Source organism: Amycolatopsis sp. NBC_00348, from assembly GCF_036114655.1.
GTDB lineage: Bacteria > Actinomycetota > Actinomycetes > Mycobacteriales > Pseudonocardiaceae > Amycolatopsis.
In genome coordinates, this window is the sequence record NZ_CP107994.1 from 8426588 (window position 1) to 8443859 (window position 17272).

At 69.4% G+C, this 17272-nt stretch carries 19 protein-coding genes; 11 read left to right on the forward strand and 8 right to left on the reverse strand.

All coding sequences use genetic code 11. The features are described from left to right. Positions 1-72: 72 nt before the first annotated feature. A complete protein-coding gene (locus OHS58_RS37440) occupies positions 73-867 on the forward strand; it encodes a rhomboid family intramembrane serine protease (RefSeq protein WP_328645563.1) in 795 nt (264 codons plus the stop codon). On the opposite strand, the gene OHS58_RS37445 is transcribed toward OHS58_RS37440, so the two are convergent. Together OHS58_RS37445 and crgA are read right to left on the reverse strand one after the other, a co-directional pair. Next, on the reverse strand, positions 864-1241 hold the full coding sequence (locus OHS58_RS37445; RefSeq protein ID WP_326945455.1) for a PH domain-containing protein: 378 nt from the start codon (positions 1239-1241) through the stop codon (positions 864-866). The genes OHS58_RS37440 and OHS58_RS37445 overlap by 4 nt on opposite strands. 112 nt (positions 1242-1353) lie before the next feature. Beyond that, entirely contained in the window at positions 1354-1620 is a 267-nt protein-coding gene (gene crgA, locus OHS58_RS37450; protein WP_176173814.1) for a cell division protein CrgA, read from the reverse strand. 186 nt (positions 1621-1806) lie between these two features. Between crgA and OHS58_RS37455 the strand changes: the two genes are divergently transcribed. Further along, positions 1807-2865: a class E sortase gene (locus OHS58_RS37455; protein ID WP_328645564.1), complete on the forward strand. Its 1059-nt coding sequence runs from the start codon at positions 1807-1809 to the stop codon at positions 2863-2865. Further along, positions 2865-3020 carry a hypothetical protein gene (locus OHS58_RS37460; protein ID WP_247059681.1) on the forward strand — a complete coding sequence of 52 codons (156 nt, stop codon included), beginning with the start codon at positions 2865-2867 and terminating at the stop codon, positions 3018-3020. Before OHS58_RS37455 ends, OHS58_RS37460 begins: the two co-directional genes overlap by 1 nt. 198 nt (positions 3021-3218) lie before the next feature. On the opposite strand, the gene OHS58_RS37465 is transcribed toward OHS58_RS37460, so the two are convergent. The 3 genes from OHS58_RS37465 to OHS58_RS37475 form a co-directional block, all read right to left on the reverse strand. Beyond that, positions 3219-3611: an SCO5389 family protein gene (locus OHS58_RS37465; protein ID WP_247059684.1), complete on the reverse strand. Its 393-nt coding sequence runs from the start codon at positions 3609-3611 to the stop codon at positions 3219-3221. A gap of 100 nt (positions 3612-3711) precedes the next feature. After that, positions 3712-4446, reverse strand: coding sequence for an ABC transporter permease (locus tag OHS58_RS37470; RefSeq protein WP_326945458.1), 735 nt, complete (start codon positions 4444-4446; stop codon positions 3712-3714). A 13-nt stretch (positions 4447-4459) separates the two neighbouring features. Then, on the reverse strand, positions 4460-5170 hold the full coding sequence (locus tag OHS58_RS37475; RefSeq protein ID WP_326945459.1) for an ABC transporter ATP-binding protein: 711 nt from the start codon (positions 5168-5170) through the stop codon (positions 4460-4462). A gap of 168 nt (positions 5171-5338) precedes the next feature. On the opposite strand from OHS58_RS37475, the gene OHS58_RS37480 reads away from it, so the two are divergent. Together OHS58_RS37480 and OHS58_RS37485 are read left to right on the forward strand one after the other, a co-directional pair. Next, complete coding sequence (locus OHS58_RS37480) at positions 5339-7174, forward strand: sensor histidine kinase (protein ID WP_328645565.1); 1836 nt, start codon at positions 5339-5341, stop codon at positions 7172-7174. Beyond that, complete coding sequence (locus tag OHS58_RS37485) at positions 7114-7770, forward strand: response regulator transcription factor (RefSeq protein WP_328645566.1); 657 nt, start codon at positions 7114-7116, stop codon at positions 7768-7770. The genes OHS58_RS37480 and OHS58_RS37485 overlap by 61 nt, the downstream gene beginning before the upstream one ends. A 216-nt stretch (positions 7771-7986) precedes the next feature. Here OHS58_RS37485 and OHS58_RS37490 read toward each other — a convergent pair whose 3' ends face one another. After that, a complete protein-coding gene (locus OHS58_RS37490) occupies positions 7987-9306 on the reverse strand; it encodes an FAD-dependent oxidoreductase (protein ID WP_328645567.1) in 1320 nt (439 codons plus the stop codon). A gap of 111 nt (positions 9307-9417) precedes the next feature. On the opposite strand from OHS58_RS37490, the gene OHS58_RS37495 reads away from it, so the two are divergent. The 6 genes from OHS58_RS37495 (at position 9418) to OHS58_RS37520 (ending at position 13919) form a co-directional block, all read left to right on the forward strand. Continuing rightward, positions 9418-10062, forward strand: coding sequence for an aminodeoxychorismate/anthranilate synthase component II (locus tag OHS58_RS37495; protein ID WP_247059691.1), 645 nt, complete (start codon positions 9418-9420; stop codon positions 10060-10062). Further along, a complete protein-coding gene (locus OHS58_RS37500; protein ID WP_328645568.1) occupies positions 10059-10859 on the forward strand; it encodes an ABC transporter ATP-binding protein in 801 nt (266 codons plus the stop codon). Before OHS58_RS37495 ends, OHS58_RS37500 begins: the two co-directional genes overlap by 4 nt. After that, positions 10847-11488 carry a hypothetical protein gene (locus OHS58_RS37505; protein WP_328645569.1) on the forward strand — a complete coding sequence of 214 codons (642 nt, stop codon included), beginning with the start codon at positions 10847-10849 and terminating at the stop codon, positions 11486-11488. The genes OHS58_RS37500 and OHS58_RS37505 overlap by 13 nt, the downstream gene beginning before the upstream one ends. 135 nt (positions 11489-11623) lie before the next feature. Further along, entirely contained in the window at positions 11624-11971 is a 348-nt protein-coding gene (locus OHS58_RS37510) for an effector-associated constant component EACC1 (RefSeq protein ID WP_328645570.1), read from the forward strand. A 6-nt stretch (positions 11972-11977) separates the two neighbouring features. After that, positions 11978-13504 carry a caspase, EACC1-associated type gene (locus OHS58_RS37515; protein ID WP_328645571.1) on the forward strand — a complete coding sequence of 509 codons (1527 nt, stop codon included), beginning with the start codon at positions 11978-11980 and terminating at the stop codon, positions 13502-13504. 100 nt (positions 13505-13604) lie between these two features. Then, a complete protein-coding gene (locus OHS58_RS37520) occupies positions 13605-13919 on the forward strand; it encodes an effector-associated constant component EACC1 (RefSeq protein WP_326945464.1) in 315 nt (104 codons plus the stop codon). A gap of 52 nt (positions 13920-13971) precedes the next feature. On the opposite strand, the gene pknB is transcribed toward OHS58_RS37520, so the two are convergent. Together pknB and OHS58_RS37530 are read right to left on the reverse strand one after the other, a co-directional pair. Beyond that, positions 13972-15942, reverse strand: a complete 1971-nt coding sequence (gene pknB / locus OHS58_RS37525) for a Stk1 family PASTA domain-containing Ser/Thr kinase (RefSeq protein ID WP_326945465.1) — start codon at positions 15940-15942, stop codon at positions 13972-13974. Next, on the reverse strand, positions 15939-17270 hold the full coding sequence (locus OHS58_RS37530) for a serine/threonine-protein kinase (RefSeq protein WP_328645572.1): 1332 nt from the start codon (positions 17268-17270) through the stop codon (positions 15939-15941). The genes pknB and OHS58_RS37530 overlap by 4 nt, the downstream gene beginning before the upstream one ends. Positions 17271-17272: the final 2 nt, after the last annotated feature.

The following is a 17272-nucleotide window of genomic DNA, read 5'->3' on the forward strand; positions in this document are numbered from 1 at the left end:
TCCCGGTGCGGGCGTCCGGCATGCCCGGATTGCCTCCAGGAAGCCCCGGTCGGCTTCCAGTGCACCGACTGCGTGCACGCCGGCAGCCAGCAGCAGCGCCGCCAGCAACGCAGCTACCAGGAGGCCGGCTTCGGCCAGCGCACCGTCTTCGGCGCGCGGCTGTCCCAGTCGGTGCTCGTCACGCAGGTCATCCTCGCGGTGAACGTCCTGGTCTTCCTGTTCACGGCGTTCCAGGCGAAGAGCCTCACGAACAACGACTACTCGAGCTTCTTCCAGTACGGCGAGCTCTACGGCAGCGCGACGCTCGGCGGCGGCGAGTGGTGGCGGGTCCTGACCAGCGGGTTCCTGCACTTCGGGCCGATCCACGTCGCGGTCAACATGTTCTCGCTCTGGATGATGGGCCGGTCCCTGGAGCAGGTCTGCGGCCGCGGCCGCTACCTGGCGCTCTACTTCATCTCGATGCTCGGCGCGTCCGCGGCGGTGCTGCTGTTCGACGACCCGCAGAAGTCGACCGCCGGCGCGTCCGGCGCGCTGTTCGGCCTGATGGGCGCGTACGCGGTGATCGTGCTGAAGCTGCGGCTGAACCCGACCGGGCTGATCATCACCCTCGCCCTGAACGCCTTCATCACGTTCGGCATCCCGGGCATCTCGATCTACGCGCACGTCGGCGGCCTGGTGACCGGGGCGCTGGTCGCCGTGGCGCTGCTCTACGCGCCGGAGGCCGACCAGCGGCGCTGGCAGATCACCGGGCTCGCGATCATCGTCGTCGCGATCGTCGGCCTGCTGGTCTACAAGGACAGCCAGTTCGCCGCCCAGACGTGCGGCCTCGTCCCGTACCGCGGGTTGCAGCTCTACAACTGCGTCTAGCCGCGCGCACGCAGGGAGCTGAGGACGTCCAGGACGTCCCGTGGGTCCTCGCCGAGCTCCAGCCACCCGAAGACGTACAGCTGGTCGTCGTGCTCGATCTCGAGGGTGACGCCGTCGCGGCCCAACCGGCGCGTGGTGCGCAGCCGGGTCCGGGTCTGGGCCCACGGCAGCCGCTGCGTGCCGCCGAGCGTCCTGGTCAGCAGGCCGTCGGCGTCGGCGGCCAGCCGGGGCCGGACGATCGTGGCGTGCGTCGCGAAGGCGCCGACAGCCACCGCCGCCAGGGCGAACAGCACCAGGCCGCCGCGGTCGTCGGTCAAGGCGTCGACGACCACGCCGAGCACCAGCAACGCCGTGACGGCCCACGCGGATACCACAAGGGCTCGCCGCGGCGCCCACGAGGTGGGGTAGTTATCCACAGGGGTTATCCACACTGGGGATGAGTCACACCGGTGTAATTCGGCGTCAAGCCGCCATTCGGAGTAATAATCAGCGCCAGCGCATCGTCATCAGCAGACCCGCGATCATCAGCGCGAACCCGCCGGCGAAGTTCCAGTTGCCGAGGTCGGCCATCCAGGAGATCTTGTCCCCGGCGATGTAGTTCACCAGCAGCCACACCAGGCCCAGGATCATCAACCCGAACATCGGGATCTTCCAGGCGAGGCCGGTAGGGCCTGCGGCCCGCACCTTCACCGGCGTGCGCCGGTCGGCAGGCGGGGTGTAAGCGGTCTTCTTGCGGACCTTGGACTTGGGCATCGTGTGTTCCTCGCGGTGCTCTTCGGGCTCGTCTGGTGGCGCTGTCCCGCTTAGGGTGCGCAACCAGCGCCACCCGCACACGTTAACGTAAACGACCGCAGTAAAGCAGCGTCCAGGAGTGGTCGGATTTCCCGGACCGTGACGCATGCGTCACCCAGGGTTCGACGCGGCTTGAGAGGAGCTTGCGTGGCTACGCGCGAAGGACCGGATGACGACCGGCGCAGACACCCCGGACAGCGGCCGGTTCCCCAACGCCGCCAGCCCCCGACGCCGCCGCGCGGCCAGGCCCCGCAGGGGCCCCCGCCACGGCGTCCGCAGGGCCCGCCGCCCCGCCGCTACACCGGCCCCGTCCCACCGCCTGGCTCGGCCGAAGAGACCGTCGTCTTCGCCCCGGTCGGGAAGGGCGGCACCGCGACCAAGGAGAAACCCGCCCCGGCCCCGCTGGGCAAGGGCGGCGTCGCCATCCGCACGGCCGGCGAAATCCTCATCACGCTCGGCCTGGTCGTGCTGCTGTTCATGGTCTACGAGCTGTACGTGACCGACCTGTTCTCGGCGGGCAAGCAGTCCGAGGCGAGCGACCAGCTCAACGGCGAGTGGGAGCACGACCGGACGCTGCACCCCGAGCTGGTCGACGGCAAGGCGTTCGCCCGGATCCACATCCCGACGTTCGGCGTCGACTACAACTTCACCATCCAGGAAGGCACCGACGACGCCTCGCTCGAAGTCGGTCCCGGCCACTACAAGGGCACGGCGCTGCCCGGCGAGCCCGGCAACTTCGCCGTCGCCGGCCACCGCGTCGGCAAGGGCGCCCCGTTCAACGATCTGGACAACCTCTCATCTTGTGACCAGATCGTGATCGAGACTTCGACCGACTTCTACATCTACAAGGTCCTCCCGTACGACGACGAGATGAAGGACTGGGCCGGCGGCAAGGGCGCCGACCCGCGGTGCAAGGGCGTCTCGACGCTGCGCGACACGAACGCCGAAGAGGGCGGCGCGTACAGCGAGACCTTCGGCCGCAAGGTCGTGCTGCCCAGCCAGGGCACCGCGGTGAACCCGGTCCCGTACAAGGACGCCGAGACGCTGCCGAAGGCCCAGCAGGCCGCGCTGCTCACGCTCACGACGTGCCACCCGCAGTTCTCCGCCCAGCAGCGGCTCATCATCACCTCGGTGCTCACCCAGCAGGTGCCGAAGAACCAGGTCAAGGACTACGGCGACCTGCTCTCGAAGATCGGGGAGGCCTGATGTACGGCTGGCTCTGGCGGAAGCTGCCGGGCCCGTTCGCGGCGAAGCTGACGGTGTCCGTCGTCCTCGCGCTCGGCGTGGTCGCCCTGCTGATGTTCATCGTGTTCCCGTGGCTCGAGCCGCGGCTGTGGTTCAACGAGGTCGCGGTCAACTGAGTTCGGGATCTTCCTGGTCGTACACCGAACGGCTCTGCGCGATCCACCCCGTCGGCGACGCCGGGCGCTGCGTGCGGACGCGGGAAACGAGCCTCCGGCGCACCGGCGTCGCCCACGTGCTGATGCTCGTGGAGGCGGCCGGCGCGCCGGAGGGGACTTGCGCGCGGATCGGCACCGAGGTGCTGCCCGCGCTGCGGGCTAGCAGTCCCGCAGCTCCGGGCTCTGGTTGAGCAGCTGCCCGCGCGGTGAGACGAACGCGCGGTAGCGGTCGCCGTCAAGCTCGGAGTTCTTGAACACGGCGATCCGGTGGCAGTTCTGGAACGCCAGCTTGACGCCGAAGTGCCGCTCCAGGCCGCCACGGATCGCGTCCGACGCCAGCGCCCGCAGCAGCTGGCCGCGGGCGGCCTCGCTCGGCGGCGGCGTCTCGTTGTCGGCGAAGCCGTCCGCGGCACCCTCGGCGTCGGCGATGACGCCGGTGATGACTTCCCAGGCGTAGGGCAGGGATTCCTTGACGCAGGTGACGAACTCGGCGTCGGAGACCTCCCCGCGCTCGGCCTTCTCCAGCAGCGCGGGTGACACGTCCAGGGACATCGAACCTCCAGTTTGAGCAGGGCCACCCTCTTGGCTACCGGCCGAGTGGCCCGGCCACAAGAGAAAACGATGATCATCACCATTATGGCGGAAGGGCCGGTCACTCCCAGCGGAAGAGCCGTGCGGCCGATGCCGTCCCGATTACGGCGAACGCCGCGAGCACCACCAGCTGCAGCGGCTGGACGCCGGGGCCGACCCAGGCGTCCTGCAGCGGCTGGGCGCCCGGCGGGAGGTAGTCGCCGATCCGGCGCAGCACCTCGGGCAGCAGCGGCCGCGGCAGGTAGACGCCGCCGAAGAACATGATCGGCAGGAACGCGATCGCCGCGATGCCGCCGGCGCTCTTCGCCGTCCGGGCCACCGCCGCGGCGAGCAGGCCGAGCGCGAACACCGAGACGATGCCGAGGAGCAGGGTCACCGCGAACGCCAGCGGGTGCTTAGGCAGCGGGACGTCGAACACGGCGGCGGCGAGACCCAGGGTCAGCGCGATGCCGGCCAGCGCGACCACGACGTGGACGAGCAGTTGCGCGCCGAGCAGGTACGCCGGGTGCACCGGCGTCGTGGCCAGGCGTCTCAGCACGCCCTGTTCGCGGTAGGTCGCGACGGCGGCCGGGATGGACTGCAGCGCCAGGATGCCGATGCTGATGACGATCAGCGACGGCACCCACAGGTCGATGAACCGGTACCCACCGGTGATCTCGCTCGGCTCGGTCATGCCCGGGATGAGGCCGACGGCGAGCAGGACACCCGTCGGCAGCAGCAACCCGGTCACGGCCCACATCGGCGTGCGCAGGAACAGTTTCGCTTCGGTGGCGGTGATCTTCGCGAAGGTGTGCATGATCTGGTTCTCCTCAGGCGCGGCCGGTCAGGGACACGAACGCGTCGTCCAAAGTGGATTCTCCGGCGGCGGCGCGGAGTTCGGCGGGGGTGCCGGTGGCGACCACGCGCCCGGCGTCGAAGATCGCGACGCGGTCGCAGAGGCGCTCGGCCTCGTCCATGAAGTGCGTGACGAGCAGGACCGTGACCCCGGCGTCGCGGATGGCTTCGACGAGCTTCCAGGTGTCGCGGCGGGCGTGCGGGTCGAGGCCGGTGGTCAGCTCGTCGAGGATCGCCAGCTCCGGGTTCCCGACCAGCGCGAGCGCGATCGAGACGCGCTGCTTCTGGCCGCCGGAGAGCTTGCCGAAGTAGCTGCGGGCGTGCGCCCGCAGGTCAAGCTGGTCGAGCAGGACGTCGACGTCGGCCGGCTCGGCGTAGAAGGAGGCGAACAGCTCCAGCGCCTCGCGCACCCGCAGCTTCGCGGGCAGCCGGCTCTCCTGGAGCTGGACGCCGACACGGCGGGTCAGTGCCGCCCGGTCGGTCGCGGGGTCGAGGCCGAGCACCGACAGCGTGCCGGCGTCGGCCTGGCGCAGGCCCTGGAGGCATTCGACCGTGGTGGTCTTCCCGGCGCCGTTCGTGCCGAGGATGCCGAAGATTTCGCCGCGGTCGACGGTGAACGAAACGCCGTCGACCGCGACCCGGTCGCCGTAGCGCTTGTGGAGGTCGGTGACTTCGATGAGGGGCATGGCTCGAACGCTACGAACTCGGGAGCGTCCGGAGAATCCTGCTGAATCCCCAGCTCAAGTAGGGTTTTGCTGACGCCGGGGTGGGGCTGGGCCCACCTCGTCCGGGGAGCTGCGGGCAGTGCGCGGGTGCGCGTCGATCGGCGAGGATCACGGGACAGGAGGTGGGAGATGGCCTACGTGCGTGCGGTCGGCCGGGCGTTCGCGCTCGCGGCGTTCGCGTTGCTGAGCTGGTTCGACGTCCTGGTCGAGCTGGTCGCTTTCGCGTTGCTGTGCCTCGGCCTCGTCTTCTTCCTGGGCCCCGCGATCGAATGGGCCCGGCACCGCTCGGCGACGGTCCGGACGCTGTCCGGGCGCTGGTGCGGCGTCGAGGTCGAGCCGCCGTACCGACCCGAGCCGCCGGCACCGGAACGGGAACGCGATGGCTGGTACCGCGACGGCAACACGCTCTACAAGCGCGCGTTCTGGATCAGCTGGAGCCGCCGGCTCACGTGGGTGATGGAGGACCCGGCGGCGCAGCGCGAGTTCAGCTGGCAGCTGGTGAACCCGCTGGTCACGCTGCTGCTACCGGTGTTCGCGCTGCTCGGCGGGCCGGTGGCGCTGCGCGGTTACGGCCACTGGACGCACTGGTGGCTCGGCCGCCGTCCCGGTGCGGCGTCGAAGATCGGCGCCCTTCGGTGGATGCACCGGCGGCTGGATTCGCTCGGGCACCAGCTGGGGATCTTCGCGCTTTCGCTGGTGCTCACGGCGTTCGCGGTGTGGCCGGTGGCCCTGCTGCTCGTGGCCCCGCCGATGGCGGCGCCGGTGGTGCGGTGGAGCCGGGACATCGCGAACACCCTGCGCCGCGAAGTCGGCAACTGGACCGGTGTGCGGATCCTGTCTCCATACCTGCCACTGCCGCCCTTGCCGACGCCGCGGCCCGACGGGCTTTTCCAGGTGGGCCAGCAACTCTACGAAGAGCCGTGGTGGCCGATGCAGCTCTCGCGGACGCGGTGGGTGCTGCGCGACCGCGCGACCTGGCGCGACGTGCTCGCGGCCGTCGTCCTGCCGCTGAGCTCGGCGCTGCTGGCGCTGCCGACGGCCGTGCTGGTGTTCGGCGGTTTCCTCGGCCTGCTCGACCTGTGGATCTGGCGGCCGATCATGGCGACCTGGGGCGTCACCTGGCCGGGGTTCTTCGGCGGGCCGTCGGACACCTGGCACGCGCTCATGCTGACCCCGGTCGCGCTCGCCGCGTTCGTCCTCGGGCTCGTCCCGACGATGTTCCTGGCGAAGGAGGCGGGCAAGTTCGCGCGGCTGCTGCTGGGCCCGACCGAGGCGTCCCGGCTCGCCCAGCGCGTCGAACGGCTGAAGCAGACGCGTTCGGACGTCACGGTCGCGCAGGCCGCGGAACTGCGGCGGATCGAGCGCGACCTGCACGACGGGATCCAGTCACGGCTGGTCGCGATGGGGATGAAGCTCGGCGCGGTCGAAGCGCTGGTGGACCACGACCCGGCGGCGGCGAAACGGCTGGCGGCCGAGCTGCGGTCGGCGTCGGCGGAGGCGCTCGCCGAGCTGCGGGTGCTGATCCGCGGCATCCACCCGCCGGTCCTGTCCGAGCGCGGGCTGCTGGACGCGGTGCGCGCGATCGCGCTGGACAGCCCGGTCAAAGCGGAAGTCACCGGCTCGCTGCCCGGGCGCGTCGAGGAGCCGGTGGAGGCGTGCGCGTACTTCGCGGTGTCGGAACTGCTGGGCAACGCGGCCAAGCACGGCTCGCGCCGCGCGACCATCGACGTCGCGTTCGAGGACGGCGTGCTGACGCTGACGGTGACCGACGACGGCCCGGGCGGCGCGAACCCGGCGCGCGGCTCGGGCCTGCGCGGGATCGAGCGCCGGCTTGGCGGCTTCGACGGTAGGTTGACGCTGACCAGCCCGACCGGCGGGCCGACGAGGGCGACCGTGGAGATCCCGTGCCAGCTCGACCCCGGACCGTCATCGCCGAGGACCAGTACCTCCTCCGAGACGGCCTGACGCACCTGCTGGCCGCCCACGGCTTCGACGTCGTCGCGGCGGTCGGCACCGGCCCGGAACTGGAGTCGGCGTTGCGTTCCCACCGACCCGACGTGTCCATTGTGGACGTTCGGATGCCGCCCACGAACACGGACGAAGGCATCCAAGTGGCGCTCTCGGTCCGCCGCGAGATCCCCGGGTTGCCGATCTTGGTGCTGTCCCAGCACGTCGAGCAGCTGTACGCGCGCGAGCTGCTGGCCGACGGCACGGGCGCGATCGGCTACCTGTTGAAGGACCGCGTGTTCAACGCGGACCAGTTCATCGACGCGGTCCGCCGCGTCGCCGCCGGCGGCACGGTGATGGACCCGGAGGTGATCGCCAAGCTGTTGGCGGGCAACCCATCCGACCCACTGGCGGCCCTGACCGCACGCGAACGCGAAGTCCTGGGCCTGATGGCGGAAGGCTGTTCGAACGCGGCGATCGCCACGCGGCTGCACTTCAGCGAAGGAGCAGTCGGCAAGCACACGGCGAACATCTTCGCCAAGCTGACCATCACAGCCTCGGACGACACGAACCGCCGCGTCCTGGCGGTCCTCGCCTACCTCGGCGCGAGCTGACGCGCAACAAAACCATCCACAGGGCGCGAGTTGTCCACAGATTCCCCGCGTCACCCTTTTGGGCGACCGGGTCCCGATACGCTGGACAGGGGACGCCCCCCAGGGATGGGTGGGGGCTGTCTTGTGAGGTGAGTGGGCCGAAGATCGGGGTGTTGGGCTGGTCGGTGGCGGCCGGTCCGGCCTGCCCGGGGGTGGCCGCCACGGCGTTGGGGAAGCTCAGTCGCGCGAGACCCGGGTCATCTCCTCGCGCTCCACCACCTTGATCCGCTCTCGGCCGGTCGCGAGGCCCAGGGACTTCTCGTGGGCGTCGAGCTTGGCCCAGCCTTGCCAGGTCGTGAACGGGATTCCGCGGGCGGCCAGGAAGTCCAGGATCGCGTCCGGTGCTTGGTACTTCGGGGCCGTCAGGGTGTCGGCGTCGGCCAGGAGGCTGGCGATCGTCTCCGCGGCGTCGCCCTTCGTGTGGCCGATCAGGCCGATCGGGCCGCGCTTGATCCAGCCTGTCACGTAGACGCCCGGGAGCTGGTTCTCGTCCAGGTCCAGCACGCGGCCCGCCTGGTTCGGGACCACGCCGTTCACGTGGTCGAACGGGAGTTCCGGCAGGTGTGACGACAGGTAGCCCACCGCGCGGTACACCGCCTGGACGTCCCAGTCGTGGAACTCGCCCGTGCCGCGGACGTTTCCGTTTCCCGTCAGTTCGGTGCGTTCCGTGCGGAGGCCCGTCACGCGGCCGTCGGCGCCCAGGACCTCCGACGGCGAGTGGAAGAAGTGCAGGTGCAAGCGGCGAGGGCGGGAACCCGGGTCGCGGATCGCCCACTCCTGCAACGTCTTCACGACCATGTCGATCTGCTTCGACGCCCGCAGCGCGGTGATGCTGCCCTCGTCGAACTCGATGTCCTCGGGCTGGACGATGACCTCGACGTTCGGCGAGTGGTCCAGTTCGCGCAGCTCCAGCGGCGTGAACTTCGCCTGCGCCGGGCCGCGGCGGCCGAACACGTGGACGTCCGTCACCGGGCTCGCCTTGAGGCCCTGGTGGACGTTGTCCGGGATGTCCGTGGTCAGCAGCTCGTCGGCCGTCTTCGCGAGGATGCGGGCGACGTCCAGCGCGACGTTGCCGACGCCCAGCACCGCGACTGAAGACGCGTTCAGCGGCCAGGTGCGCGGGACGTCCGGGTGGCCGTCGTACCAGGAGACGAAGTCGGCGGCGCCGTAGCTGCCGTCGAGGTCGACGCCCGGGATGTCCAGCGCGCGGTCGGCGGACGCGCCCGTCGAGAAGATCACCGCGTCGTAGAACTCGCGCAGCTCTTCGAGCTTGATGTCGGTGCCGTAGTCGATGTTGCCCAGCAGCCGGATGTTCGGCTTGTCCAGCACCTTGTGCAGCGCGGTCACGATGCCCTTGATGCGCGGGTGGTCGGGCGCGACGCCGTAGCGGATCAGCCCGAAGGGCGCGGGCATCCGCTCGAACAGGTCGATCGTGACGTCGGCGTCGGACTTGTCCAGGATGTCGGCGGCGTAGATGCCGGCGGGACCAGCGCCCACGACGGCTACGCGAAGGGATCGGCTCACACCCTCCACGGTAAGTTAGGATGCCCTAACCTAAAATGTGATTTGCGGTACGGTCCAGCCAGTGGGAGCCGGTAAGCTCGCCGCATGCGCGTCTTGGTCGTCGACAACTACGACAGCTTCGTCTACAACCTGGTCCAGTACCTGGCCCAGCTCGGCGCGGACTGCACGGTCTGGCGCAACGACGTCGTGGACCTCGACCGCGTCTCCGAGTTCGACGCCGTGCTCGTCTCACCCGGCCCCGGCACCCCCGAACGCGCTGGTCAGAGCATGGACGTCATCCGCAAGTGCGCCGAGACGTCGACCCCGATGCTCGGCGTCTGCCTCGGCCACCAGGCGCTCGGCGTCGTCTACGGCGCGACCGTCGACCGCGCTCCCGAACTGCTGCACGGCAAGACGAGCCAGGTGCGCCACGCCGGCGTCGGCGTTCTGAAAGGCTTGCCGGAAGAATTCACGGCCACCCGCTACCACTCTTTGACGGTGCTCCCGGAGACGATCCCGGACGACGTCTTCGAGGTCACCGGCCGCACCGCGACCGGCATCGTGATGGGCATGCGCCACCGCGAGCTGCCGCTGGAAGGCGTCCAGTTCCACCCCGAGTCCGTGCTCACCGAAGGCGGCCACCGGATGCTGGCCAACTGGATGGCCACGGCCGGGCACCCCGTCGACCCGAAGCGCGTGGCCGAGCTGGAGCGCGCGACGAAGGCCCTGCAGAAGGCCGCCGTTGCGTGATCCGGCTCGAGGGCGTCGGTAAGCGGTACGGGCGCGGCGACTTCGTCCTCCACGACGTCGACCTGAGCGTCGAACCCGGGCGGGTCGTGGGCATCCTCGGCACCAACGGCTCCGGCAAGTCGACGCTGCTGCGGATCATGGCCGGCGTCTCGCACGCCACCACCGGCACCGTCACCGGCAGCCCGCGGATCGGCTACCTGCCGGACCGCTTCCCGGCCGGCCAGCGGATGGGCGCGCGGGCCTACCTGCGGCACATGGGCCGCATCCGCGGTCTCACCGACCTGTCGGCGATCGACCCGCTGCTCGAGCGGCTCGCGCTCGTCGGCGGTCCGACGGCGCCGCTGCGGACGCTGTCCAAGGGCAACGCGCAGAAGGTCGGGCTCGCCCAGGCCGTGCTGGTGCGGCCGGACCTGCTGATCCTCGACGAGCCGTGGTCCGGGCTCGACGTCGCCACGCACGCGATCCTCGGCGAGCTCGTCGACGAGACGCGGGCGCGCGGCGCGAGTGTCGTGTTCACCGACCACCGGCCGCAGGTGGTGCACGACCACGCCGACGTCGTGCACCTGATGGCCGCCGGCCGGCTCACCGGAGAAACCACCGAAACCACCGCACCGGCCACGCGGATCGTGTTGCGCGGGCACGGCACCGACTGGGCGGACGAGCCCGGCGTGCGGCACGCGGTCGTCGAAGGCGCCCAGGTCGTGCTCACCGTCGACGTCGATTCCGTCGACGCCGTGCTGCTGCGCGCGTTGAAGGACGGCTGGTCGGTCCGGGAGGTCGCGCCGTGCTCGCGTTGACGCGGTACTACCTGGCGCTGCTGGGACATTCGCAGCGGTACCTGCCCGCGCTGCTGGCCTACCTCGCGCTCTGCGTGATCCTCTACGCCGACCCGCACTCGCCGCCGCTGCCGTTGTTCGGGGTGAGCGCCGGCGGGCTGCTGGTCGTGTCGTGCTGGCTGACGATCGCGCTGCTCGACATCGAAGACCCGGTGCAGCGCCTGGTGACCCTGAGCCACGCGCGACAGTGGCGGCGGCTGATCACCGGCGCGGTCCTGACCGTGCTGGGCTGCTCGCTGGTCCTGACGGTGATCACCGAGACGTGGTCGGCGCTCAAGTCGTTCAAGGTCCAGCCGGCCGCGCTGGGCATCGGGCTGCTGGCCCACATCGCGTGCGCGCTGCTGGGGATCGCGATCGCGCTGCCGTGCTCGCGGCTGCTGGTGAACCGGATCGGCTGGACGGTGCTCGCCGCGGTGATCACCCTGGTCGTCGTGCTGCTGGCGAAGATCCCGCTGGTCCACCCGCTGCTGCGGGCTTTGACGAACGAAGATCCGGTCGGCGGTCCGCTGGCGCTGGCGGTGGTGACGTCGGCGGTGGCGCTGGCCGTCAGCTTCGTGGTCGTCTCCCGGCTCGTGCAGCGCCGTTCCTGAGTGCAGGTGCTCTGCGGTGGCAATTTGCAAAAGGCATATCTTTCGCCCGAACTTCCCGTGATGTGTATCACTGGGTTACTCTGTTTGGCCGAGTCGAGTAAGGCGCGGGTGAGGGGATGGCAAGTGTCGGCAGGAATGATCGAGATCTCGATGCCGGATGCGCAGGACGAGTTGCGCCAGCTCGGATCGTGGCTGCGCGCGGAAGAAGGCCTTCGCGGAAGAGTCCAGCTCTCGGAGGCGCCCCCGCTCCCAGGACAGATGGGTGGCACGCTCGAGTCCCTGGTGGTTGTCGCGACCAGCGGCACAGCCACGGCGTTTTGCAACGGCCTGTTCAGTTGGCTGAAGCACCGGCGAGATGCGTCGAAGGTCGATCTGAAGGTCAAGAGTCCCAAGGGTGAAGAACTGGTGCTCAGTTGCGGTTCGGCTGAAGACGCAGATCAGGTCCTCCGAGCCTTGCGGAATGTTCTTGGCGAAGGAGCCTGAGCCGGGGTGAGCGCCTTACCCGTCGCCGAACTCTCACGCGTCATCCTCATGGGAACCGGAGAGTTTCAGGCAAGCCGGCTCCCTGACCTTCCCGCAGTGCATCACAACCTCGCTGACCTGCGAGGTGTGCTGACAGATCAGCTCGTCGGAATCGTCAGCTGGGCCCAGTGCACGGTCGTCGATACGCCGGATTCCCCGCGTAGCTTCCTGGCACGACTGCGCAAGGCGGCTCAGCAGGCCGAGGATCTCCTGCTGGTCTACTACGCCGGACACGGCATTCGGCACCGCTACAAGGAGAAGCTGTACCTCAGCACGAGGGAGACTGATCCGGACGAACTCGAGGCCACTGCTGTCTCGTTCGAGGCAGTGCGGGAAATCATCGAAGACAGTCCCGCTCAGACCCGTCTCCTCGTCTTGGACTGCTGCTACTCAGGCATGGCCATCGGGGCGATGTCTGGCAGTGGCGTGGACGCACGGGACCTTGAGGTGAGCGGCACGACGGTGATCGCTTCGTCGCCCAGGAACTCGATTTCACACTCGCCGGCGGATGAGCGGAACACAGCGTTCACCACAGAACTGCTTTCTCTGCTGACCCGAGGCTCACCCGTGCCCGGTCAGCAGCTCGACGTCAGCCAGCTGATTCGGTCACTGAGGGCGGCCATGGCGAAACGAGGCCTTCCTCAGCCCCAAACCCAGACCGGCAACACGAGCGGGAGTCTCTTGCTCCGGAGGGACCCGAAGCCGGTTCTGCCGGAACCGGCGCCTCAGAAACGGCAGGTGGGCCAAGAACCGGATGCGCCGACTGCCAAGCGCTCTCCTGTTTCGCCGCCTCTCGTGCGCCACCCGGTTGTGCAGGCTGCGGATCAATACTTTGGTCCGCAGCCGCAGCCGCAGCCGCAGCCGCAGCCGCAGCCGCAGCCGCAGCCGCAGCCGCAGCCGCAGCCGCAGCCGCAGCCGCAGCCGCAGCCGTCTGCCGTGTCAACGAATCAGCCTGAGTCGCGAGAGCTAGGGAAGGCCTTTGCCAGGTGGTTGGTCGGTGCAACCGGCTCCGTGTTGTTGTGGACGGGGTTCTATGCGGGCGGCAGCATGGGAATCGCCGGGATCGTGGGTGCGTTCTTCGGTGAGGTGCCGGCGGGACGTACGTCTGCTGATTTCCCGTTCGGCCTGGCCATGTTGGTAGTCGGCAGTGCATGCGGGTTTTTCATCCGCCGCCGAGTTCAGGCACGTAGGGAGACGAAGGTTGTCCGGCTCGAGGATGTGTTCCCCTCGTGGTCCTCAGGCTTGTCGAAGGCGCGAGTGGCGTGGCTCGGTGTCATCTTGATTGTCTCCGTGATCTTCGCGGCTGCCATGGCGGCTACGTCGACGGGAGGGGCGCCTGCCACGACCCAAACCGGCATGGTGATCAGCAACCTGATGTCGAGCTGGTGGGGTGTCGTTCTCTTCGCTTCGTTCGCTGGCACGAGCGCGTACAAGCTTTTCCGCGTCTACCGGCCAGCCAAGTCTCCAGGAGTTCCCATCGCCGGTCTCAGCTGAGTGCAATTTGCAATCTTCAATTGCCCGGCGAGACTTCCCGGCGGTCCTCGAACACGACTAAGGTTCGGGTCCTCTCCGGTTCTGGGTGAAGGGAGACCGGGTGACGGCTGGGATCGTAGCGATCACCGTCCCGAACTCCGATGGTGAGCTCCGGGACCTCGCGGCGTGGTTGCGCGGCGAGGACGAGCTCCGCGGCCGGGTCCAGCTCTTCGACGCCGTCCTCGTCGGCGTGACGAGCAACTCCGCCGGCGTCTTCTGCCGCTCGCTGTTCGGGTGGCTGCGCCGCTGCCAGTCCGGCGTCTCCCTGAAGGTCAAGCGCTCGGGGGCCGCCGAAGAACTGGACATCGACTGCGGCGCCGGCAGCGACGCCGAGCAGGTTCTCGGCGCCGTCCAAGGGTTTCTCGACAAAGCCTGAAACGAAGAAGGCCCGCACGGTGTGAACCGTGCGGGCCTTTCTCGTGGATCCGTCAGCCGCCGGGCGTTCCCGGTGTGGTCGTCGGGAACGGGAAGCCGCCGTTGCCCTCCGACACGCCCACGGTGATCGCCTGGTCCTTGTCGATCTGGGTGCCCGGCGTCACGTTCTGCTTGGTGATCGTGCCTTCCGGTTCCTTGCTCGTCTTGTCGGACTGCTGCCGCAGGTTTCCGGTCCAGCCCATGCTCTGCAGCTTCGACTGCGCCTCGTCGGTCGTCATGCCGGACAGGTTCGGCATTTCGATCTTGTCGGTCTGCTCCGGACCCGTCGACACCGTGAGGGTGATCGTGGTGCCCGGGATCACCGAACCGCCGTTCGGGTTCTGGGTGATGACGCTGTCCTTCGGGACGCTGTCCGAAGCCTGGTCGACGCGCTTCGTCTTGAAGCCCTGGCCTCGCAGCGCCGGGTCGGCCTGCGAGTACGGCTTGCCCGTGAAGTCCTGGACCTGCTTCAGTTCCTTGGACTTCGCGACCGTGATCTTGACGCTCGTGCCCTCGTCGACCTCGGAATCCGCGGTCGGGGTCTGCGACTGCACCAGGCCGGCCTGGTTCGGGTCGTCGACCTCGACCTCCGCGACGTTCGTGTCCAGCGTCAGCTTCGCGTCGGTCAGCGCCTGCTGTGCCGCGTCGCGCGTCTTGTTCTTGAGGTCCGGTACGCGGGCCTTGCCGGGCGCGACCCCCACGTACAGCGTGATCTTCGCGTCGGTGCTCACCGGCGTCCCGGACGCGGGGTCGATCTTGATGACCCGGTTGACGTCGCCCTGCTCGCACTGCGGGCTGCCGTCGGTCGGCTGCACCCCGCAGGTGACGTTCTTGGTCCCGATCGAGTTGAACCCGGCGCCCGTCAGGGTTTCCCGCGCCTGCGGGACCGTCTGGTGCACCACGTCGGGGATCGCGACCGTGCCCGGCGTGCTCTTGAACGAGCCCGACAGCCACATGATCAGCAGCACCGCGCCCAGCACGAACACCGCCGCCAGCACCGCCAGGATCGTGCGGCGCCGGCGCTTGGCCTTCGGGTCCTCGTCGTCCGGCTCGGCGTACTCCTCGTAGCGCTGCGGCTGCCGCCGGTCGTTGTTCATCACCTGCGTGCGCTCGTCTTCGGACATCACCATCGGCGCGGCCGGGCGCTGACCCGACAGGGTGCGGACCAGGTCCGAGCGCATCTCCGCGGCCGACTGGTAGCGGTTCGCCGGGCCCTTCGCCAGCGCCTTCAGCACGACAGCGTCCAGCTCGGGCGCGACCGCCGGGTTGACCGACGACGGCGGGTTCGGGTCCTCCCGGACGTGCTGGTAGGCCACCGCGACCGGGGAGTCGCCGGTGAACGGCGGCTCGCCGGTGATCAGTTCGTACAGCACGCAACCGGCGGCGTAGACGTCGGACCGGGCGTCGACCGACTCACCGCGGGCCTGCTCCGGCGACAGGTACTGCGCCGTGCCGATCACCGCGGCGGTCTGGGTCATCGCGGACTGGCCGTCGTGCATCGCGCGCGCGATGCCGAAGTCCATCACCTTGACGGCGCCGTTCTTCGTGATCATCACGTTGGCCGGCTTGACGTCGCGGTGGACGATGCCGTGGCGGTGCGAGAAGTCGAGCGCCGCGCAGACGTCGGCCATGACCTCCATCGCCCGCTTCTGGGACATCGGGCCCTCGGTCTTGACGATGTCGCGCAGCGTCCGGCCCTCGACGAACTCCATGACGATGTACGGCAGCTGACCGAACTCGGTGTTCGCTTCGCCGGTGTCGTAGACCGCGACGATCGCCGGGTGGTTCAGCGCGGCGGAGTTCTGTGCTTCCCGGCGGAAGCGCTCCTGGAACTGCGGGTCCCTGGCGAGGTCGGCACGGAGGATCTTGATCGCGACTTCCCGGCCGAGACGCACGTCCTGGCCGTGATGGACCTCGGACATGCCTCCGTAGCCGAGCGTTTCGCCCAGCTCGTACCGGTTGGAGAGCAGTCTGGGTGTGCTCATCTCTGGGTGCCGTTCCATTCCGTCCAAGGTGTGTTCATGATGCCTTGCTGGCCATCGTCGGTCGTGCCGGGAGTGTCCGCCGGGTAGGCGCTCGAAGACGCGGGCGGATCCTCCGCGGGCGGCTGTCTGCCCGGGACCACCTGGCTCGTCGTCTGGCCACCGTGCGGCGGCGAGCCGGAACCGCCGATCATCTTCGCGATCAGCACGATGCCCGCCACCAGGACGACGAGCAGGATCGCGGCCAGCAGCGCCCACCAGCCCCACTGGGACTTCTTGCGGGTGGCCGGCACCATCAGCGGACGCATCGCGGGCCGGGACGGCGGGCCGATGACCGGCATCGGGTTCATCGCGGGCGATGGCGGCCCGATCGGCATGTGCGGCTGCTGCTGCGGAATCTGCTGCGAGATCGGCTGTTGCTGCTGGACCGGCTGCTGCTGGACCGGTTGCTGACCGGTCGAGTAGGACGCGTTGACCAGCCCGGACGGCGCCGGCAGCGGCATCCCGGCGCGCACCGCGGCGACGGCGGCCGCGAACTCGCCGCCGCTGCTGTAGCGCTGCCGCGGGTCCTTCACCAGCGTCGCCTCGATCACCGCGCGCGCGGCGGGCGGTACGTCCGGCGGCAGCGGCGGCGCGATGTCGCGGATGTGCATCATCGCGACCGTCACGGCGTTCTCGGACAGGAACGGCCGGTGCCCGGCGAGGCACTCGTAACCGCACACCGCCAGCGAGTAGACGTCGGACGCCGGTTCCGCCGGGTGCCCGAGCGCCTGCTCCGGCGCGATGTAGTGCGCCGTGCCCATGACCATGCCGGACCGGGTGACCGGCGCCGCGTCGGCCGCCTTCGCCACGCCGAAGTCGGTGATCTTCACCTGGCCCGCCGGCGTCACCAGGATGTTGCCCGGCTTGACGTCGCGGTGGACCAGGCCCCGCTCGTGCGCGGCCTGCAGCGCGTTGCCCGCCTGCTCCAGCATGTCGAGCGTGAACTCCGCCGACAGCCGGCCGTGCTTGGCGAGCAACCCGGCCAGCGGGTCGCCGTCGACGAGCTCCATCACCAGGTACGCGATCGACAGGTCGCCGTCGAAGAGGGTCTCGCCGTAGTCGTGCACCGCGGCGATGCCGGGGTGGTTCAAGGACGCCGTCATCCGCGCCTCGGTGCGGAAGCGGTGGAGGAACTCGGCGTCGCCGGAGAGTTCGGCCTTGAGGATCTTGACGGCCACGGTCCGGTCCAGCCGGGTGTCGCTGGCCTGCCAGACCTCGCCCATCCCGCCGACGGCGATCCGGCTCGTCAGCTTGTAGCGCTCGGCCAGTAGCTGACCGGAGGACAGCATGC